The following is an 18,856-nucleotide window of genomic DNA, read 5'->3' as shown; positions in this document are numbered from 1 at the left end:
CTCACGGCCGCTCCCGCACGGCCCTGGCCACCATGGCCCCAAGGATGCCCCCGGCCAGGGGCACCAGCCAGAACAGCCAGAGTTGCTTCAGGTAATCGGCGCCGGCAAACAGTGCCGGGCCGGTGCTGCGGGCCGGGTTGACCGAGGTGTTGGTCACGGGGATCGACACCAGGTGAATCAGGGTCAGCGTCAAGCCGATGGCTATCGGCGCAAACCCGGGCGCGGCCCCGGGCGCTGTCACCCGCATGACGATAAACACCAGGAAGAAGGTGCCCACGCTTTCCACCACCACCGCGGCCAGCAGGCTGTACTGCCCCGGGCTCAAGGCGCCATAGCCATTGGCGGCGAACTCGCCGATTTCAAACCCCGGCCGGCCACTGGCGACCAGCGCGAGGATCGCCGCCGCTACCGTCGCCCCGGCGACCTGGGCAATGATGTAGGGCAACACATCCATTGCCGGTAGACGCCCTGCGACCCACAAGCCAACTGTGATCGCCGGGTTGAAATGCGCACCACTGATACTACCTACCGCGTAGGACATGGTCAGCACACTCAGGCCAAACGCCAGCGCTACCCCCGCAAACCCGATGCCCAGGCCGGGAAACGCGGCCGACAGGATGGCGCTGCCACAGCCGCCGAACGTCAACCAGAAGGTGCCGAGAAACTCTGCTGCGATTTTTTGTTGCACGCACTACCTCAGCCACTGCCGACAGATTTGGCGAAACACTAGCAGCGAGATGGGAACGTGCCGTATCGGATTTGTCTGAGGCTTGCCGCACAGCTTATTCTTGGGCCCTTCTGAAACGGCCGAAAGGACTCGCCATGCGCCTCAGCTTCCACTCACTCGCCACCTTCACTGCCGTGCTATGCCTGGCCCTGGCGATTGCCTGGGGTGTGCGGCCCGACCTGCTGCTGTGGCTCTGGGGGGTGCAATACACCGATGCCAGCGGCCTGGTGGCGCGCCGCAATGCCATGCTGTTCCTGGCAATCGGCATCATGTTTTATCGCCTGCGTCATACCGCCCCGTCACCCACGCGCAGCGCGCTGGTGTCCGGCTTTATTGTCGGTTGCCTGGGGTTGGCCGCACTGGGGATGGGCGAATGGCTCAAGGGGCATGCTGGCCCGGGGATTCTGTTGGCCGTGGGCACGGAGCTGGTGCTGGGCCTGGGGTTTATCCAGGCCCGCAAACCCAACGTGGGCTGATCAGTAGAGCCTGGCGCCGGCCCTGCGCGGGGCGGGTGCGTGGGCGTGATGGAGGTCTCCACGCAGCGTCGTGATCAAGTTACAGATGGCACGACTGCTGTCGAGTTTATCGGCCTGGATGCCGGTGACAGTCATGTTGGTGCCATCGTCGTCGTAGATTCTGATGGTCAACGACGCATCCTGGGCCTTGATGCATTCACAACGCCTGGGCAGGAAGCTTCCTTCAATAAGGCCGCGTAGTTCCAATTCCGAAAGCATGGCTGAACCTCTCCTTTTTTTGAGACTGCCAATGAATTTTTATAGATATCAATAGTCTGACCGCTGCCTTGCCAACCCTGGCAGGCACGTTCCATTGCAAAGCCTACTCCTTGTGTTTTTTGGCGTAGGATCCTTTCCTCATAAGCACCAGCAACCCTTATATAAGTTGCTGCTGGTTTGCACGGCCGGACGTTGGCGTGCAGCGTGGCAGTGACCGTTTCAGCGCCCCCAAGATAAGGACGTCCCATGACTTCTTCTGCACTCAACATCCTTTGCGTACTGGCCATGAGCATGTTGGCCGCCCAGACCCATGCCGCCAAGCTTGAAGATATCGCGCCCTACCCCAAGGCCGATGCCGGGCAGGTTCGCCAGGTCATCCACTTGCCCGCAAAGCCCCAGGAGCAGGACTTCAAGGTCGAAATCCTCGCCGGTAAAACCTTGCCTGTGGACTGCAACCAACAGCGACTGGGTGGTGTACTGGAAGAGAAAAACCTCGAGGGCTGGGGTTATCCGTTCTACCGCCTGGAGAAGGTCAGCGGCCCCATGAGCACCATGATGGCCTGCCCCGACGGCAAGACCCGCGAGGACTTTGTACCGGTGGTCGGCGACGGTTTTGTGCTGCGCTACAACAGCAAGTTACCCATCGTTATATATGTTCCAAAAGATGTCGAAGTGCGTTACCGCATCTGGTCGGCATCGAGCACCGTCGAGAAGGCCAGCGTGCAGTAGCGCCTCACATCAGATGTAGGAGCGGGCTTGCTCGCGAAAGCAGTGGGTCAGTCAACATCAATGTTTGCTGGGCCGACGCCTTCGCGGCGATGCGGCGATCCGACAAGCCCGCTCCCACAATGGACGAGGTGTAGTTGCTGGCGCCATCGTAGCCTCGCTAACGCTCGACAACGCCTACATTCAGGCTGTGCTGTTGCGCCGCCACTCGCTCAGCCACGTGGCGCAGGCTATCGAAGTTGATGTTGGCCCCGGAGTTGATCGCCACCAGCGTCTGCCCCCGGGCCCCGGTGCGTGTCACATAGCGGCGGATCCCGGCAACCGCCAGGGCACCGGAGGGCTCGGTGATGGAGCGAGTGTCGTCGTAGATCAGCTTGATCGCGCTGCACAGTTCATCGTTGCTGACGGTGATCACTTCATCGACATGCTCGCGGCAGATTTCAAAGCCGTAGGCGCCGATCTGCGCCACTGCGGTGCCATCGGCAAAGCTGTCGACGCTGGGCAATATCACCCGCTCGCCTGCACGCAAGGCCGCCAGCAGGCAACTTGAGCCTTCAGGCTCCACGCCTATGACCCGCACTTGCGGGCGCAAATACTTGATGTAGGCCGCGATGCCGGCGATCAAGCCACCACCGCCCACGGGCACGAAGATCGCGTCCAGTGCACCTTGTTGCTGGCGCAGGATTTCCATGGCAACGGTGCCCTGCCCCGCGATCACGTCGGGATCATCGAACGGCGACACAAAGGTCGCGCCCGACTGTTCGGCCAACTGCAACGCGTGGGCCAGGGCGAACGGGAAACTGGCGCCGTGCAACACCGCGTCGGCGCCCCGCGAACGCACGCCAAGTACTTTCAATTCGGGTGTGGTGCTGGGCATCACAATCGTCGCCTTGATCCCCAGCTCGCGCGCCGCCAATGCCACGCCCTGGGCATGGTTGCCTGCCGAGGCGGTGATCACCCCGCAGGCTTTTTGCGCCTCGCCAAGCTGCACCAGCTTGTTGTAGGCGCCGCGAATCTTGAAGGAAAACGTCGGCTGCAGGTCTTCGCGCTTGAGCAGGATCTGATTGCCAAGCAACGCCGACAGCGCCGGGGCGGCCTGCAACGGCGTGCGTACCGCCAGGTCGTAGACCGGCGCGGCGAGGATTTTCTTCACGTAATGCTCAAGCAATCCATCGTCGGCGGTGGACTGCGGCAGCGGGCTACTCATGGGTGTCTCCTGGCGTTTGACAGAGCCCTGGAGACGGAAAAACAAAACCCGCCTCTAGGGCGGGTTTGGGTACAGCCGAACGCTATCCCGCCAAATGAGGAATGGCGGTAATAATGCTTGGCTGGGAACGATAGGTTTGTAATGTCATGCAACAAAACTAACCGCCGGTCCTGGGCAAGTCAACACCGGGGTTTACGAGCAATATACGAAACGTATACGCTTTGTATATAAACTCTACACAGTGAACCCCATGGGCATCGTCAAGATCACCGACCAACTGCATGAACAAATCCGACTGGCCAGCGCCACGATGGACCGCTCCATCAACGCCCAGGCAGAGTTCTGGATCAAGATCGGCCTGCTGGCCGAACTCAATCCGCACCTGGCCTACAACGACCTGATCAACAAACTGTTGCTCGACAAACCCGACCTGATCCGGGGGCGCAGCTGATGATCAAGACCCCTGCACAGATTGCCGTGATGCGCGAAGCCGGGCGCCTGCTGGGCCAGGTGTTCACCCTGCTCGACAACCGGGTCGCGGCCGGCCAGACCACCCTGGAACTGGATGCAGCCGTCGAGGCATTTATCCGCCAGGACCTGCAAGCCCGCCCCGCCAGCCTGGGGCAGTACGACTACCCCTTCAGCATCAACACCTCCATCAACGAGGTGGTGTGCCATGGCATGCCAAGTGCCAAGGACGTGTTGAAGGATGGCGATATCGTCAATATCGACATCACCCTGGAAAAAGGCGGCTTTATCGCCGACTCCAGCAAGATGTACATGATCGGAGCCGTCGCGCCCAAGGCCCGGCGCCTGGTGGAGCAGACCTTCGAGGCGATGTGGGCCGGTATCCGCCAGGTCAAGCCCGGCGCCCGCCTGGGGGATATCGGCCATGCGATCCAGAGCCACGCCCAGGCCAATGGCTACAGTGTGGTGCGCGAGTATTGCGGGCATGGGATTGGCCGGGAAATGCATGAAGAGCCGCAAATCCTGCACTTCGGCCGCCCAGGCACCGGCCTGACCCTGCGCGAAGGCATGGTGTTCACCATCGAGCCGATGCTCAACCAGGGCAGCGCCAAGGTGCGCAGCCTCAAGGATGGCTGGACCGTGGTGACCCGTGACAACAGCCTGTCGGCCCAGTGGGAACATACGGTGGCCGTCACCGCAGAGGGTTTTGAAGTGTTGACCCTGCAGGCCGGCGCCTAAGCCCGCCTGCACCGGCGCGAATGCGGGGCCCGGTCACCCCGCTTTGCCGCCGCCCTTGGCAATCCGCCGCAGCCCCAGCACCATCCCCGCCGCGCCCAACGCCATTGCCAGCAAAAACAACGGGTACGCCACCCACCACGGCGTCCCCGCCGTCATCATGCTGAACTCGGACATGCCACCAATGCTGGCGATCAGATTCAGCGGCAGGAACACCACGTTGATCAGCGTCAGCTTGCGCAGCAGGTTGTTCATGCTGTTGTTCATCAGGTTGCCCCGGGCATCGATCAGCCCGGAGAACACGTTGGAGTAGATCTCCGCCTGCTTGTAGCACTGGTTGTTCTCGATGATCAGGTCGTCGATCAGGCCCAGGGTCTGCGCGCTGAAGTGTTCTTTTTCGCCGTGGTTGCGCAAGCGCGTCAAGACCGCGCCATTACTGTGCAGCGCGTTGATGTAATAGATCAGGCTCTCGCTGAGGCTGAACATCTGCATCAGGTGGCGATTGCTCATGGAGGCGTTGAACTGCTGCTGCAACTCGCGGGCGACCAGCTTGATCACCTTGAGGTGGCCCAGGTAGTGGTGGATGTTGTTCAGCAGCAGGTCCAGCAACACGTCCAGCGGTGTATGCAGCGGTCGGCGCGCGCCGAGGCCCGACAACTGGCTGTCGTCGGTAGCAATCACCAGCAGGCGGTCGGGGGAAAACAGCAAGCCACAGGACGACACTTCAAACACCAGGTTGCTGCCCCCGGAGTAGTTTTGCGGGCGCTTCCAGATCAGAAACAGGTTGTCTGGGTGGAATTCGATGCGCGACACCTCGTCCGGGTCCAGTGCCGACGCCAGCGCGTGCTCATCGACTTTATAGCGCTCGCGCAGCAATTCACGCTCATCGCTGTCGGGATTGTTGAACAGCAGGATCTCGGCATTGTCGCGCTCGGTGCGGCGCAGCGCGCCCTCGTTGAGCTCAAAGCAGATCACCAGACCTGGCCCTGGCGTTTGAGCTCCAGGCGGCGCACGAACTCTTCCAGCACCAGGGAGTACAGGTCGTCCTGCAAGTAGGCGTCTTCGATCCCGGCGTCCATGTTCGGGTTGTCGTTGACCTCGATCACCACCACTTTGTCGCCGGACTGCTTCAAGTCCACGCCGTACAAGCCATCGCCGATCAGGTTGGCGGTCTTGACTGCCAGTTCCACGACGGCCTTGGGGGCCTCGTGCACCGCCAGGGTCCGGCATTCGCCGTTGATATCCTGGCCGATGGCCTTGTGGTTGTAGATCTGCCAGTGGCCCTTGGACATGAAATATTGGCAAGCAAAGATCGGCTTGCGGTTGAGTACGCCAATGCGCCAGTCGTACTCGGTATAGAAAAACTCCTGGGCCAGTAGCAGCACCGAGTGTTCGAACAGCTCGGCCGTGGCGGCCAGCAACGCCTCCTGGCTTTCCACTTTGATCACCCCTCGGGAGAAACAACCGTCGGGGATTTTCAGCACCAGGGGGAAGCCCAGGCGCTCGCCGACCCGTTCGAAATCTTGCGGTCGCTCCTTGTACAGAATTTCGGTGGCGGGCATGCCCAACTGATGGCTCTTGAGCATATCCGTGAGGTAGACCTTATTGGTACAGCGCAGGATCGACGCCGGGTCATCCATTACCACCAGCCCTTCACTCTCGGCTTTCTTGGCGAAGCGGTAGGTATGGTTGTCGACACTGGTCGTCTCACGAATCAACAAGGCGTCGTATTCGGCCAGCCGCGCGTAGTCCTTGCGTTCGATCAGCTCCACATCGATCCCCAGGCCCTTGCCCACCCGCACGAAATTTTCCAGGGCCTTGGCATTGGACGGCGGCAATTGCTCCTGGGGATCATGCAGGATCGCCAGGTCATAACGGGCCAGCCGCCGCGAACGGGGTTGGCGCCAGATCCGGCGACTGAAGTTGTCCAGGGCATGGGCGAATTGATCTTCCTGATCATCGCGCAACTTATGTAAGACTCCAGACTTGATACCTTCGATATGCCAGCCGTTATGTTTACGAAACTCAACTAACAGGATCGGACACGGGAAAGCCTCAAATAACTGCCGGGCCAAATCCTGCAACGGTTCAATATTGGTCCGACCGAAATAAAGTGTCAGGGTAAAACCTTCGGTATTGCTGTAAAGGTGATGACTCAACGCTTTATCGAGGGTTTTATCCAGGTCATCCAGGGCCAGGCCATACAAGGATTTCTTTGTCAGCTCGCTGATGGTGCGCACCGACGGAATCACCTTGTGCCCCCGCGCCTCGGCCAGCAGCGAGCAGTAGTAACCATGCCCCAGGTACTTGTAGCTGCGGCACAGGTTGATCACCTGGACCCGTTTGCCCGCCTCGTTTTCCCGGGAGTGTTCGAGGTATTCCTGGGCGGTGACTATATCTTCGCTAGGGAAGTACGAGGCCCAGTCTTCCTTGCGTTCAACAATAATCACGACTTGGCTTGGGCTCTTGGGCGGGGTAGAAAAATATCCGCTGGAAGTTATTGTCGCCGCGACGGTTTGCTCGGATACTTCTCGCCAATGACTTTGTACCGCTGACATATTGATTGATCCGCTAGAGAACTTGACCTTTTCTATTAAGCACGATCTTTCACAGAAGTCTCGTTTAGTTACGCAACTTTTACGGCGGTTATATGACTCTTTCCTTTCGCGTTGCAACCCTCGAAGACTTGCCAGCATTGGTAATGTTGGAGCAGCACTGTTTCACCACTGACCGGCTGTCTGCCCGCAGTTTCCAGTGGATGATCAGCCGTGCCCACGCGCAGTTGCTGGTGGCCGAAAATGCCGGGCAATTGGTCGGTTATGCCCTGGTGCTGTTCCATCGCGGCACCTCGTTGGCGCGCCTGTACTCCCTGGCCATTGCCGCGCCGGCCCGGGGCATGGGCCTGGGCCGGCAGTTGCTGGCGCGCATCGAAGCCTGCGCCGTGGCCCACGACTGTGCGTACCTGCGCCTTGAGGTGCGCACCGATAACCCAGGCGCCATCGCGTTGTATGAGCGCGCTGGCTACCGGCGTTTTGCCCTGATTAACGACTATTACGCCGACCATACCGACGCCCTGCGCCTGGAAAAACGCATCCTCCAGCCCGCGCACGCCCGCGCCTTGAGTGTCCCCTACTATCAGCAGACCACTGACTTTACCTGCGGCGCCGCCTGTTTGCTGATGGCCATGGGTGCCCTGTTACCTGGGCGTGAGTCACTGCGCCGCGAAGAACTGCAGATCTGGCGCGAAGCAACCACCGTGTTCATGACCGCCGGCCACGGCGGTTGCAGCCCCCAGGGCCTGGCCCTGGCCGCGTGGCGCCGGGGGTTTGCTGTACGCATGCAGGTCAACGTGCGTGGGCCGCTGTTTCTCGATGGCGTGCGCAACCTGCATAAAAAAGAGGTGATGCGCCTGGTGCATGAGGGATTCGCGGATGAGTTGGCCCGCAGTAATGTGCAGCAGGTATTTGGCGGTGCGCTGGACCTGCCGCAGGTCCTGGACGACGGCGGTCAGCCGCTGGTGCTGATCAGCAGTTACCGGCTGACGCGCTCCAAGTCACCGCATTGGGTGATCGTGACCGACTGCGATCAAGAGTTTGTCTACCTGCATGATCCCGACGTGGACCATAGCCAGCACCGCCAGCCCATGGACTGCCAGCACCTGCCGGTCAGCCATGGGGAGTTCGAGCGGATGTGCCGCTTTGGCAACAACCAACTGCGTGCGGCGGTGGTGCTATACCGGTAACGCCGTCGCCCTGGCGCTGCCGGCCGCCGCAGCCTTGGCTTCCAGCTCGCGCACCAGGGGCAGCACGCGCTGGCCAAAATACGCCACCTCCTCCTGAAAATGCAGGAAGCCCGCCAGCACCAGGTCCACCCCCACCGCCTTGAGCGCGACGATGCGCTCGGCGATCTGCCGGGGCGTGCCGATCAGGTTGGTCTTGAAACCGTCGTTGTACTGCACCAGGTCAGCGAAGCTGGACTTGGCCCAGTTGCCCTCACCTTCGGGCGACGCCTTGCCTGCTTGCCTGGCCGCATCACCAAAGGCGTTGACCGCGTCCGGGTCGGCCTTGTCGATGATTTCGGCCAACACCGCCTGGGCCTCTTCTTCGGTGTCACGGGCGATCACAAATGCGTTGACCCCGATCTTGACCGAATGGTTATTGGCGGCGGCCTTGGCCCGGATGTCATCGACCTGGGCCTTGATCCCCTGCGGCGTATTGCCGTTGGTGAAATACCAGTCCGACACCCGCGCCGCCATATCCCGTGCCGCACGGGAGCTGCCACCCTGGAAAATCTCCGGGTGCGGTTGCCCCAGGGGCTTGGGCTTGAGGGTGTAATTGTTGAAGCGGTAGAAATCACCCTTGAAGGTAAAGTCATCCTTGGTCCAGATGCCCTTCAGGGCGCGGATGAATTCTTCGGAGCGCCGATAGCGCTCGTCATGCTCCAGCCAGTGCTCGCCAATGGCCTGGAACTCGCCCTTGAACCAGCCGCTGACGATGTTCACCGCCACCCGGCCATCGGTCAGTTGATCGATGGTGGCCAGCTGCTTGGCCGCCAACGCCGGCTGCCAGGGGCCCGGCAGGATCGCCGCGATCACCTTCAGTGTGCGGGTGGCGGCTAGCAGCGCGTGGCTGAAGGCCACGGATTCATGCTGGTATTCGGCACCGTAGCCGGCGGTGAAGCGGATTTGCGTCAAGGCGTACTCAAACCCTGCCTCCTCGGCCAGTTGGGCCAGTTTGCGGTTGTAGTCGATGCCCCAGTCGGTACGTTGTTCGACCTTGCTGACCACCAGGCCACCACTGACATTGGGCACCCAATAGGCAAATTTCACGGCTTGCTGAGTCATGGCTCGGTACCTCGCACACAAAGATTGTGCAAGTGGTGGAGCAGCAAGCGTGCCAGTGTGGGCCAAGCCACGCGGCACGGGCGTTTGGACCCTGCGTGCCTGGGCCGGGCAATGTTGCCTTGGTGGATGGTTTGTTGGATCACTGTTGCTGGCACAACACCTACCTCACCTGCGCGGGTGTGTCGCAACAGTCGCCCTGACAATCGGTTATAGGTAAGCTATCGGACTTTCGCGCAGCCCCTTTCTGCGCCTCGCCGAAAATAAGTCGCCTCCATGCCTTTTGAACTCAGCGTTGACCTCACCACCCTGGCCATCCTCGCCGTGGTTGCCTTTATTGCCGGTTTTATCGACGCCATTGCCGGCGGTGGCGGCTTGCTCACCACCCCGGCCCTGCTCACCGCCGGCATGCCGCCCCACCTGGTGCTGGGCACCAACAAACTGAGTTCGACCTTCGGCTCGGCCACCGCCAGCTTTACCTTCTACCGGCGCAAGCTGTTCCACCCGCGCCAATGGGTGCATGCCATCGTCGGCACGCTGGTCGGCGCGCTGGTTGGGGCCGTCGTTGCCCATTACTTGCCCGCCGAGTGGCTGAACAAGATGCTGCCGGTGATCGTCTTTGCCTGCGGCATCTACCTGTTGTTTGGCGGCACGCCCAAGGCGCCGCTGGACGCCGATGCGCCGATCAAGAAGAAATGGCAGTCGACCCAAGGCTTCGGCCTGGGTTTCTATGATGGTGTGGCGGGCCCCGGCACCGGGGCGTTCTGGACCGTCAGCACGCTGCTGATGTACCCGGTGGACCTGGTCAAGGCCAGCGGCGTGGCGCGCAGCATGAACTTCGTCAGCAACGCGGCGGCGTTATCGGTGTTTATCTTCAACGGTTCGGTGGACTGGATTGTCGGCCTGAGCATGGGCCTGTCGGTGATGGTGGGCGCGTTCTTTGGCGCTCGCAGTGCCATCAGCGGCGGCGCCAAATTCATTCGCCCGGTGTTTATCACCGTGGTCCTCGGCCTGACCGTGCGCCTAGCCTGGCAGCACTGGTTCAGCGTGGCCTAGACGGCGCGCCACATACAGGTCGATGAGGTAGCGGGCAATCGAGCGCGAGGCCGGCAGCGGCGGCAACTGGTGGATGTTGAACCACTGCGCATCTTCAATCTCATCGGCCTGGGGCACGATCTCGCCCCCGGCGTACTCGGCGTGAAAGCCCAGCATCATGGAATGGGGGAACGGCCAGCACTGGCTGCCCACGTACTGGATGTTCTGCACTTCAACCTGCACTTCCTCGCGCACTTCGCGGATCAGGCAGTCTTCGGCAGACTCCCCGGGCTCGGCAAACCCGGCCAGGGTGCTGTAGACCCCAGTGACGAAACGCGGCGAACGGGCCAGCAGAATCTCATCGCCACGGGTGATCAGCACAATCATGCTCGGTGAAATACGCGGGTAACTGCGCAGGTCGCACGCCTTGCAGAACATCGCGCGCTCGCGGGGTACCTGCACCATCGCCTGCCCGCAACTGCCGCAAAAGCGGTGCTCGCGGGCCCAGGTGCCGATTTGTGCGGCATAGCCCAGGACTTTGTACAGGCGGTGATCGCCTTGCAGCATAAACGCCCGCAAGCCTTGCCAGCGGCAACCTGGCACGTCGCCGGGGCTGTTCAGCTCCAGCAGATACACAGGCTCGCCGTCCAGATGGCCAATGCCATGCTCGGCCAACACCGGCAGGTCCTGGCGCTTGAGCCACTCCCTGGGAAACAGCGGCCCGTTGTCATCCACCAAAAAGCCTTCGCGGCTGCGGGCCACAGCCCAGCCACCGGGGGCGTCGTTGTCCAGCAGCGTTGTGGTAATCCAGCCTGGGGTCATGTTCAGTCAATCCACGAATTCGGGTTTCTGCTTACTCATATGGGCCGCAATGGCCACGCGCAGGTCGTTGGATTGCAACATAGCAGCGTTCCAGGTGGCAACGTATTCCAGGCCGTCGTTGATGCTGTGGTCACGCATGTAGCTGATCATGGCCTTGGTGCCGGTCACGGCAATCGGCGATTTGGCGGCGATTTGCGCGGCAAGGTCCATCACCCCGGCCAGCAGGCTTGCGTGGTCGGCAAAGGTCCGGTTGACCAGGCCGATGCTGCGCGCTTCTTCGGCGCCAAAGGTGCGCCCGGTGTAGGCCAGTTCGCGCAGCATGCCGTCGCCGATGATGCGTGGCAGGCGTTGCAGGGTGCCGACGTCGGCGGCCATGCCGATGTCGATTTCCTTGATCGAGAATTGCGCATCGTCAGCGGCGTAACGCATGTCGCAGGCGCTGATCAGGTCGATGGCGCCGCCGATGCAGTAGCCCTGGATCGCCGCCAGCACCGGCTTGCGGCAGTTATCCACGGCGTTGAACGAGGCTTGCAGTTGCAGGATCTTGCGCCGCAGCAGGCGCGCATTGCGCCCCACGTCCTTGCCAAACTCATTGGCCACCGAGGCCAGCATCATCAGGTCGATGCCCGAGGAAAAATGCTTGCCGGCGCCGCTCAACACCACCGCGCGCACCGCGTCGGTATCGTCGATCCATTGGAAAATCTCGATGATTTCGCTCCAGAACGCCGCGTTCATGGCGTTGATTTTTTCTGGGCGATTGATCTGCACATGGGCGACGTTGCCGTGGAGTTCGACGACAAAGGCTTGGTATTCGGACATGGCAGTGATCCTTGGCTGGCGGCTGATAAGGGCCGAACTATAGCAAGGGTGCGTCAGGGGCGGTAAGGCTGCGCATATGCCAAAAGCAGGACTGCAGAAAAACACCCATCAATGTGGCAGCGGGCTTGTGTGGGAGCGGGCTTGCTCGCGAAAGCAGTGGGTCAGTCAACATCAATGTTCGCTGGGCCGACGTCTTCGCGGCGATGCGGCGATCCGACAAGCCCGCTCCCACACAAGCCCGCTCTAGACAGACAGTCAGGTAGGCAGCCACAGGCGCAGGCGTGCGCCGCCCAGTGGCGAGGCCTGGGCGGTGAGTGTGCCGCCCTGTGCTTCGACGGCCCGGCGGCTGATCGCCAGGCCCAGGCCGAAGCCACCGGTGGCGCGGTCGCGGCTGCGGTCCAGGCGGTAGAACGGTTCGAAAATCCGCGCACGCTGCTCTTCGGGGATGCCGATGCCGTCGTCATCCACCCAGATTTCGCAGCCCTTGGCGCAGACCTTGACGCCAATCTGGATGCGTCGCTCGCAATAGCGCATGGCATTGCGCAGCAGGTTTTGCAGGGCGCGGGCGGTGAGGCGTGGGTCGAGGGTAAAACGCTCCACCGCGCAGTCCAGCACCACATCAATCACAATCTCGGGGTTCTCCAGTTCGTCGTCGATGCTGCCCAGGATGCTGTCGATAAACTCATCCAGCACCACTTCCACCCGCTCGGGCAGTTGTGCCGGGTTTTGCAGGCGGCTGTAGGACAGCAGCTCCAGCACCAACTCATCCAGCTCGCGGATGTGCGCCACCAGGCCTTGCAGGCGTTCGCGGCTGGCGGCCGGTTGGTCTTCGGACAGCGCCAGGGCCAGGCCGAAGTCCAGGCGGGTCAGCGGGGTACGCAGTTCGTGGGACACGGCGTTGAGCAAGTCACGCTGCTGGTTGAGCAGGTGTTCGATGTCATTGGCCATGGTGTCGAACACCGCCGCCAGGCTGCCGATGTTGGAGCTGGGCGGAATGTGTGTGCGTTCTTCCAGATGACCACGGCCCAGTTGCGCGGCTGTGGCCTTGAGGCGTTCCAGGTCGCGCCAGTGCGGGCGCAGCCACAGCAACAGGCCCCCCAGCAGCGCCGCGCCGATCAGTACGTTCATGGTCCAGTACAGCAGGTTCATGTCCAGCGGGTCGGGCGGGATGGTCAGCTTGACCGCCAATTGGTCATTGAGCGGCGAGCTGATTTCTTCCATCCAGCCCCACTCCCCCAGGCGGATGACCGGTTTGCCCTGCTCCAGCAACCGCTCCTCGGCCGGCGTATAGCGGGCATCCTGGCGATGCAGCAATTGCACCTTCAAGGGCGCAAAGTCCCGGGCCAACTGGTCGGTGACCTCGGACCAGCGCTCCACCGGCCGGCTGTGGTACTGACGCACGATCAGGCTCTGCAAGCCCCGGGATTGCTCGAGGTTGTAGTTCATGTAGCGATGATGGAAGACCTCGATGATGCCCATGGGAATCAGGTAGATCGCCGCGCTGTAGGTCACGATGGTCAGCAGGTAGAGACGGATCAGGAGCCGGAACATGCTGTCAGCATTCCCACTCGGAACGGCTGAACAGGTAACCCTTGCCCCACACCGTCTTGATCTTGCGCGCCTCGCCGGCATGGTCGTCGAACTTGCGCCGCAGCTTGGAAATGGCCACATCCACCGAGCGGTCGGTGCCGTTGAACTCGATGCCCCGCAGGCGCTGCAGGATCTGGTCGCGGCTGAGCACTTCACCGGCATGCCGGGCCAGCACCACCAACAGGTTGTATTCACCGCTGGACAGCTCCACCGCCTGGCCGCGCCAGGTCACGGCGCGCTCCGACAGGTCGATGCACAGGTTGCCCATGATGATCTGGTCATTGGCCGCCTGTGGCTCGCTGAGGCTGCTGCGGCGCAACAGAGTGCGCACCCGGGCCAGCAGCACCCGTGGCTCGCAGGGTTTGGTCACGTAGTCATCGGCGCCCATCTCCAGGCCCAGCACCTGGTCATGGCTGTCATCGCGGGCGGTGAGCATCAGGATCGGCAGGCCGGCCGAGTCGGCGCGCAGCAGGCGGCAGACTTGCAGGCCATCCAGGCCCGGCAGCATCAGGTCGAGGATCACCAGGTCCGGCGGGTTGAGCCTGGCCCGCTCGCGTACGTGGTCGCCACGGCTGAGCACATTGACGTGATAGCCATTGCGTTCAAGGTAACTGGCAATCAGCTCGGACAGCGCGGCGTCGTCTTCGACCAGGAGGATGTTGGGCATGGTGCTTCCAAATAATACAGTTTCACATTAGATCGTCATTGATCAGAAGAGCTTGTTAGGATCCACGGCCGTGAAGGATATACGCAGGCGCCTCGGCGTGCGCCGTACCTTACATTTCTTCACACACCACCTACACAGCTTCACAGCACCGAGCCGGGGGCGTCCGTAGGATGCGCCAGTCAATATTGGGATAAGAGCATGTCAAAGAATCTGTTTGCGCCGTTTTGCCTGCTGGCACTGACGTTGGCCCTGGGTGCCTGTGGCAACTCTGCGGACGACGCCCCGCAAATGCCCCTGGCCAAGGTACGGATCGAAACCCTCGAAGCCAAACCCCTGTCCATCAGCAGCGAGCTGAGCGGACGGATTGCCGCGCCACGCATTGCCGAAGTGCGCGCCCGGGTCGCAGGCGTGGTGTTGCAACGGGTGTTCAACGAAGGCCATGACGTCAAACAGGGCGACGTGCTGTTCCGTATTGACCCGGCGCCGTTCAAGGCCGACCTCGACAGTGCCCAGGCCAGCCTGCGCAAGGCTGAGGCCAATGCCTTCCAGGCGCGTCTGCAAGAGCAGCGCTATAGCCAACTAGTCGAAGGCAATGCCATCAGCGCCCAGGACTACGACAACGCCCGCGCCGCCGCCCGGCAAACGGCCGCTGAGGTCGCGGCCAACCAGGCAGCGGTGCAGCGTGCCAAGCTCAACCTCGGCTATGCCACCGTCACCGCGCCGATCTCCGGGCGTATCGGCCGTGCGCTGGTGACCGAAGGCGCGCTGGTGGGCCAGAACGAAGCCACGCCCATGGCCGTGATCCAGCAGTTGGACCCGATCCACGCCGACCTCACCCAGTCCACCCGCGAACTCAATGACCTGCGCCGCGCCTTCCGCGCCGGGCATTTGAAGCAAGTGGGCCAAAACCAGGCCAAGGCCACGCTGATTCAGGATGACGGCAGCCTCTACCCGCTGCCGGGCAAGTTGCTGTTCGCGGAAATCTCCGTAGACCCCGGCACCGGGCAGATCATCCTGCGCAGCGAATTCCCCAACCCGGACCTCGACCTGTTGCCCGGCAGCTTTATCCGTGTACGCCTGGAGCAGGCCGTCGACCAGCAAGGCCTGAGCGTGCCGCAGCGCGCAATCACCCGCGACAGCGCCGGTATCCCCATGGTGTTGCTGGTGGATGCCGAGCAGAACGTCAGCCAGCAACCGGTGGAATTGGGCGCAGCGGTCAATGATCGTTGGGTGGTCAACAGCGGCTTGAAGGCCGGGGACCGCATCATCGTCGAAGGCCTGCAACATGCGCGCCCCGGTGAAAAAGTCGAAGTGGATGCCAGCACCGCGCCTGTCGCCCAGGCAGCCGGCCAGTAATCATAGGGATCAGAGACAATGCCGCAGTTCTTTATTGACCGCCCGATCTTCGCCTGGGTGGTCGCCCTGTTTATCCTGCTGGCCGGCGCCCTCGCCATCCCGCAGTTGCCCGTGGCGCAGTACCCCAACGTCGCGCCACCGAAAGTGGAAATCTATGCGACGTACCCCGGTGCGTCGGCGCAGACCCTGGACGAAAGCGTGGTCAGCCTGATCGAGCAGGAGCTCAACGGGGCCGACCACCTGTTGTATTTCGAATCCCAGAGCAGCCTCGGCTCGGCCACCATCACCGCGACCTTCCAGCCGGGAACCAACCCGGAAATGGCCCAGGTCGACGTGCAGAACCGCCTCAAAGCCGTAGAGCCGCGCTTGCCGCAAGCGGTGACCCAGCAAGGCCTGCAGGTGGAAAAAGTGTCTGCCGGCTTCCTGCTGTTGGTAACCCTGACCTCCAGTGACGGCAAGCTCGACGACGTGGCGCTCAGCGACTACCTGGCGCGCAACGTGATGAACGAGCTCAAGCGCCTGGACGGTGTGGGCAAGGCGCAACTGTATGGCGCCGAGCGGGCGATGCGGATCTGGATCGATCCGCAGAAACTCATTGGTTTCAACCTGACCCCGGCCGACGTCAACGCCGCGATTACCGCGCAGAACGCCCAGGTTTCGGCCGGCAGCATCGGTGATTTGCCAGGCACCAATACCCAGGAAATCACCGCGTCGATTCTGGTCAAGGGCCAGCTCTCCACCCCCGCCGAATTTGCCGACATTGTGCTCAAGGCCAACCCGGACGGTTCCACCGTGCGCATTGGCGACGTCGCGCGGGTCGAGGTCGGCAGCCAGGAGTACCAGTTCTCCACGCGGTTGAACGGCAAGCCTTCCACCGCCGTCAGCGTGCAGCTGTCGCCCGGCGCCAATGCCTTGAGCACCGCGACCCTGGTGCGGGCGAAGATGGATGAGCTGTCGCGCTACTTCCCGGCCAACGTCGAGTACAAGATCCCGTACGACACCTCGCCGTTCGTCAAGGTCTCGATCACCAAGGTGATCTACACCCTGCTGGAGGCGATGGCGCTGGTGTTTGCGGTGATGTTCCTGTTCCTGCAGAACATCCGCTACACCCTGATCCCGACGCTGGTGGTGCCGATTGCACTGATGGGCACCTTCGCCACCATGCTGTTGCTGGGTTTCTCGATCAACGTGCTGACCATGTTCGGCATGGTGCTGGCCATCGGCATCCTGGTGGACGATGCGATTGTGGTGGTGGAGAACGTCGAGCGGATCATGGTCACGGAGGGCCTGTCGCCCAAGGAAGCCACACGCAAGGCCATGGGCCAGATTACCGGGGCGATCATCGGCATTACCCTGGTGCTGGTGGCGGTGTTCCTGCCGATGGCGTTTATGCCGGGTTCGGTGGGGGTGATCTACCAGCAGTTCTCGCTGTCGATGGCCACCTCGATCCTGTTCTCGGCGTTTCTTGCCCTGTCCTTGACCCCGGCCCTGTGCGCCACGTTGCTCAAGCCAATTGCCAAGGGCGAGCACCATGCCAAGGGCGGGTTCTTTGGTTGGTTCAACCGGCGCTTTGAACAACTGACCGACCGCTACGAAGGCTGGGTCGCCTATGCCCTCAAGCGCAGCGGCCGCTACCTGCTGATCTACCTGGTCTTGCTGGTGGGCCTGGGCTTCCTGTTCAGCCGCCTGCCCGCCTCGTTCCTGCCAGTGGAAGACCAGGGGTATACGATCACGGATATCCAGTTGCCGCCGGGCGCGAGCAAGAACCGTACGGTGCTGGTGGCCGAGCAGATCGAGGCGCACAACGCCACCGAGCCGGGCGTCGGTGATACGACGATGATCATGGGCTTCAGCTTCTCCGGCTCCGGGCAGAACGCGGCGCTGGCGTTTACCACGCTCAAGGACTGGTCCGAGCGCAGCAGCGACGATTCGGCGGCCTCGATTGCCGATCGCGCCAACATGGCCTTTACCGAACTCAAGGATGCGATGGCCTATGCCGTGCTGCCGCCACCGGTGGACGGCCTGGGCACCTCCAGCGGCTTTGAGTTCCGTTTGCAGGACCGTGGCGGCGTGGGCCATGCCGCGTTGATGGCGGCGCGTACCGAGCTGCTGGCGGCGGCGGAAAAAAGCCCGATCCTGGCCAATGTGCGCGAAAGCGCCCTGGCCGAGGCGCCGCAAGTGCAGTTGGAGGTGGACCGCAAGCGGGCCAACGCCCTGGGCGTGTCGTTTGCCGATGTGGGCAATATCCTGTCCTCGGCCGTTGGCTCGGCCTATATCAACGACTTCCCCAACCAGGGCCGCATGCAGCGCGTGGTGGTGCAGGCCGAAGGCGACCAGCGCAGCCAGGTCGAAGACCTGATGAAGATCCATGTGCGCAACAACGCCGGGAAAATGGTGCCGCTGTCGGCGTTTGTCCAAGCGCGCTGGGTCCAGGGCCCGGCGCAGTTGACCCGTTACAACGGTTACCCGGCCATCGCTATTTCGGGTGAAGCTTCACCGGGTCATAGCACCGGCGAGGCAATGGAAGAAATCCAGCGTCTGGTCAGCCAATTGCCAGCGGGCCTGGGCCAGGAATGGACCGGGTTGTCGTTGCAGGAGCGCTTGTCGGGTTCCCAGGCGCCGCTGCTGCTGATGCTGTCGCTGCTGGTGGTGTTCCTGTGCCTGGCAGCGCTGTATGAAAGCTGGTCGATCCCCACTTCGGTGCTGCTGGTGGTGCCACTGGGGGTATTGGGCGCGGTCATGGCGGTGTCACTGCGCGGCATGCCCAACGATGTGTTCTTCAAGGTCGGCCTGATCACGATCATCGGACTGTCAGCGAAAAACGCGATCCTGATCATCGAGTTTGCCAAGGACTTGTATGACCAGGGCGAAGACTTGGTCGAGGCGACATTGAAGGCTGCTCGCTTGCGTCTGCGACCGATCATCATGACTTCGCTGGCGTTTATCCTGGGCGTGGTGCCGTTGGCGATTGCCACCGGCGCCAGTTCGGCGAGCCAGCAGGCGATTGGTACTGGGGTGATCGGCGGGATGATCACTGCGACGCTGGCGGTGGTGTTTGTGCCGGTGTTCTTTGTGGTCGTCATGAAACTGGTGCGCAAACGCAAAGATTGATACCCCCCCTGTAGGGGCC

18 protein-coding genes are annotated in these 18,856 nt (G+C 62.1%); 8 read left to right on the top strand and 10 right to left on the bottom strand.

Annotated features, from left to right (window positions below; all coding sequences use genetic code 11):
• Position 1: 1 nt before the first annotated feature.
• Positions 2 to 688, bottom strand: a complete 687-nt coding sequence (gene aqpZ, locus HBO11_RS06730; protein ID WP_169951828.1) for an aquaporin Z — start codon at positions 686 to 688, stop codon at positions 2 to 4.
• A gap of 134 nt (positions 689 to 822) precedes the next feature.
• On the opposite strand from aqpZ, the gene HBO11_RS06725 reads away from it, so the two are divergent.
• Positions 823 to 1,203, top strand: a complete 381-nt coding sequence (locus HBO11_RS06725; protein ID WP_169951830.1) for a hypothetical protein — start codon at positions 823 to 825, stop codon at positions 1,201 to 1,203.
• On the opposite strand, the gene HBO11_RS06720 is transcribed toward HBO11_RS06725, so the two are convergent.
• Entirely contained in the window at positions 1,204 to 1,461 is a 258-nt protein-coding gene (locus tag HBO11_RS06720) for a DUF1652 domain-containing protein (protein WP_169951832.1), read from the bottom strand. It abuts the gene before it with no gap.
• Positions 1,462 to 1,707: 246 nt separating this feature from the next.
• On the opposite strand from HBO11_RS06720, the gene eco reads away from it, so the two are divergent.
• Entirely contained in the window at positions 1,708 to 2,190 is a 483-nt protein-coding gene (eco, locus tag HBO11_RS06715; protein WP_169951834.1) for a serine protease inhibitor ecotin, read from the top strand.
• A gap of 157 nt (positions 2,191 to 2,347) precedes the next feature.
• Here the strand turns inward: eco and ilvA are convergent, their stop codons facing one another.
• Complete coding sequence (gene ilvA / locus HBO11_RS06710; RefSeq protein ID WP_169951836.1) at positions 2,348 to 3,394, bottom strand: threonine ammonia-lyase, biosynthetic; 1,047 nt, start codon at positions 3,392 to 3,394, stop codon at positions 2,348 to 2,350.
• Positions 3,395 to 3,644: 250 nt separating this feature from the next.
• Here ilvA and HBO11_RS06705 point away from each other — a divergent pair, with 250 nt between their 5' ends.
• Both HBO11_RS06705 and map read left to right on the top strand, forming a co-directional pair.
• Positions 3,645 to 3,845: a ParD-like family protein gene (locus HBO11_RS06705; protein ID WP_169951839.1), complete on the top strand. Its 201-nt coding sequence runs from the start codon at positions 3,645 to 3,647 to the stop codon at positions 3,843 to 3,845.
• A complete protein-coding gene (gene map, locus HBO11_RS06700; RefSeq protein WP_169951841.1) occupies positions 3,845 to 4,600 on the top strand; it encodes a type I methionyl aminopeptidase in 756 nt (251 codons plus the stop codon). Before HBO11_RS06705 ends, map begins: the two co-directional genes overlap by 1 nt.
• A gap of 33 nt (positions 4,601 to 4,633) precedes the next feature.
• Here map and HBO11_RS06695 read toward each other — a convergent pair whose 3' ends face one another.
• Positions 4,634 to 5,575, bottom strand: a complete 942-nt coding sequence (locus tag HBO11_RS06695; protein WP_169951979.1) for a magnesium transporter CorA family protein — start codon at positions 5,573 to 5,575, stop codon at positions 4,634 to 4,636.
• On the bottom strand, positions 5,569 to 7,155 hold the full coding sequence (locus HBO11_RS06690) for a RimK family protein (RefSeq protein ID WP_178123665.1): 1,587 nt from the start codon (positions 7,153 to 7,155) through the stop codon (positions 5,569 to 5,571). The genes HBO11_RS06695 and HBO11_RS06690 overlap by 7 nt, the downstream gene beginning before the upstream one ends.
• 92 nt (positions 7,156 to 7,247) lie before the next feature.
• Between HBO11_RS06690 and HBO11_RS06685 the strand changes: the two genes are divergently transcribed.
• Entirely contained in the window at positions 7,248 to 8,339 is a 1,092-nt protein-coding gene (locus tag HBO11_RS06685; RefSeq protein WP_169951843.1) for a GNAT family N-acetyltransferase/peptidase C39 family protein, read from the top strand.
• On the opposite strand, the gene sfnG is transcribed toward HBO11_RS06685, so the two are convergent.
• On the bottom strand, positions 8,328 to 9,440 hold the full coding sequence (sfnG, locus tag HBO11_RS06680) for a dimethylsulfone monooxygenase SfnG (RefSeq protein ID WP_169951845.1): 1,113 nt from the start codon (positions 9,438 to 9,440) through the stop codon (positions 8,328 to 8,330). The genes HBO11_RS06685 and sfnG overlap by 12 nt on opposite strands.
• A 273-nt stretch (positions 9,441 to 9,713) precedes the next feature.
• Between sfnG and HBO11_RS06675 the strand changes: the two genes are divergently transcribed.
• Positions 9,714 to 10,493 (top strand): TSUP family transporter, encoded by a 780-nt coding sequence (locus tag HBO11_RS06675; RefSeq protein WP_029291538.1) that lies wholly within the window; start codon positions 9,714 to 9,716, stop codon positions 10,491 to 10,493.
• Here HBO11_RS06675 and nudC read toward each other — a convergent pair.
• From nudC to HBO11_RS06655, 4 genes are all read right to left on the bottom strand, one after another.
• A complete protein-coding gene (gene nudC / locus HBO11_RS06670; protein WP_169951847.1) occupies positions 10,461 to 11,294 on the bottom strand; it encodes an NAD(+) diphosphatase in 834 nt (277 codons plus the stop codon). The genes HBO11_RS06675 and nudC overlap by 33 nt on opposite strands.
• Before the next feature lie 6 nt (positions 11,295 to 11,300).
• Positions 11,301 to 12,113, bottom strand: coding sequence for a crotonase/enoyl-CoA hydratase family protein (locus HBO11_RS06665; protein WP_169951849.1), 813 nt, complete (start codon positions 12,111 to 12,113; stop codon positions 11,301 to 11,303).
• A 255-nt stretch (positions 12,114 to 12,368) separates the two neighbouring features.
• Entirely contained in the window at positions 12,369 to 13,664 is a 1,296-nt protein-coding gene (locus tag HBO11_RS06660) for an ATP-binding protein (RefSeq protein ID WP_169951851.1), read from the bottom strand.
• A 4-nt stretch (positions 13,665 to 13,668) separates the two neighbouring features.
• The gene (locus HBO11_RS06655; protein WP_169951853.1) at positions 13,669 to 14,370 is read right to left on the bottom strand and encodes a response regulator transcription factor; all 702 of its coding nucleotides are present in this window, start codon (positions 14,368 to 14,370) and stop codon (positions 13,669 to 13,671) included.
• A 198-nt stretch (positions 14,371 to 14,568) separates the two neighbouring features.
• Here HBO11_RS06655 and HBO11_RS06650 point away from each other — a divergent pair, with 198 nt between their 5' ends.
• Complete coding sequence (locus tag HBO11_RS06650) at positions 14,569 to 15,726, top strand: efflux RND transporter periplasmic adaptor subunit (RefSeq protein ID WP_169951855.1); 1,158 nt, start codon at positions 14,569 to 14,571, stop codon at positions 15,724 to 15,726.
• A gap of 18 nt (positions 15,727 to 15,744) precedes the next feature.
• Entirely contained in the window at positions 15,745 to 18,837 is a 3,093-nt protein-coding gene (locus tag HBO11_RS06645) for an efflux RND transporter permease subunit (RefSeq protein WP_169951857.1), read from the top strand.
• The last annotated feature ends 19 nt before the right edge of the window (positions 18,838 to 18,856 follow it).

The sequence above is a fragment of the Pseudomonas sp. WS 5010 genome (assembly GCF_012985565.1).
GTDB lineage: Bacteria > Pseudomonadota > Gammaproteobacteria > Pseudomonadales > Pseudomonadaceae > Aquipseudomonas.
This window is presented reverse-complemented; position numbering and strand designations above follow the sequence as displayed.

What these genes read in the sequence shown, in the direction of transcription:
- HBO11_RS06725 (WP_169951830.1), top strand. Translation starts at nt 823, where the DNA reads ATGCGCCTCAGCTTCCACTCACTCGCCACCTTCACTGCCGTGCTATGC.
- HBO11_RS06720 (WP_169951832.1), bottom strand. Translation starts at nt 1,461, where the DNA reads ATGCTTTCGGAATTGGAACTACGCGGCCTTATTGAAGGAAGCTTCCTG.
- eco (WP_169951834.1), top strand. Translation starts at nt 1,708, where the DNA reads ATGACTTCTTCTGCACTCAACATCCTTTGCGTACTGGCCATGAGCATG.
- ilvA (WP_169951836.1), bottom strand. Translation starts at nt 3,394, where the DNA reads ATGAGTAGCCCGCTGCCGCAGTCCACCGCCGACGATGGATTGCTTGAG.
- HBO11_RS06705 (WP_169951839.1), top strand. Translation starts at nt 3,645, where the DNA reads ATGGGCATCGTCAAGATCACCGACCAACTGCATGAACAAATCCGACTG.
- map (WP_169951841.1), top strand. Translation starts at nt 3,845, where the DNA reads ATGATCAAGACCCCTGCACAGATTGCCGTGATGCGCGAAGCCGGGCGC.
- HBO11_RS06690 (WP_178123665.1), bottom strand. Translation starts at nt 7,155, where the DNA reads ATGTCAGCGGTACAAAGTCATTGGCGAGAAGTATCCGAGCAAACCGTC.
- HBO11_RS06685 (WP_169951843.1), top strand. Translation starts at nt 7,248, where the DNA reads ATGACTCTTTCCTTTCGCGTTGCAACCCTCGAAGACTTGCCAGCATTG.
- sfnG (WP_169951845.1), bottom strand. Translation starts at nt 9,440, where the DNA reads ATGACTCAGCAAGCCGTGAAATTTGCCTATTGGGTGCCCAATGTCAGT.
- HBO11_RS06675 (WP_029291538.1), top strand. Translation starts at nt 9,714, where the DNA reads ATGCCTTTTGAACTCAGCGTTGACCTCACCACCCTGGCCATCCTCGCC.
- nudC (WP_169951847.1), bottom strand. Translation starts at nt 11,294, where the DNA reads ATGACCCCAGGCTGGATTACCACAACGCTGCTGGACAACGACGCCCCC.
- HBO11_RS06665 (WP_169951849.1), bottom strand. Translation starts at nt 12,113, where the DNA reads ATGTCCGAATACCAAGCCTTTGTCGTCGAACTCCACGGCAACGTCGCC.
- HBO11_RS06660 (WP_169951851.1), bottom strand. Translation starts at nt 13,664, where the DNA reads ATGTTCCGGCTCCTGATCCGTCTCTACCTGCTGACCATCGTGACCTAC.
- HBO11_RS06655 (WP_169951853.1), bottom strand. Translation starts at nt 14,370, where the DNA reads ATGCCCAACATCCTCCTGGTCGAAGACGACGCCGCGCTGTCCGAGCTG.
- HBO11_RS06650 (WP_169951855.1), top strand. Translation starts at nt 14,569, where the DNA reads ATGTCAAAGAATCTGTTTGCGCCGTTTTGCCTGCTGGCACTGACGTTG.
- HBO11_RS06645 (WP_169951857.1), top strand. Translation starts at nt 15,745, where the DNA reads ATGCCGCAGTTCTTTATTGACCGCCCGATCTTCGCCTGGGTGGTCGCC.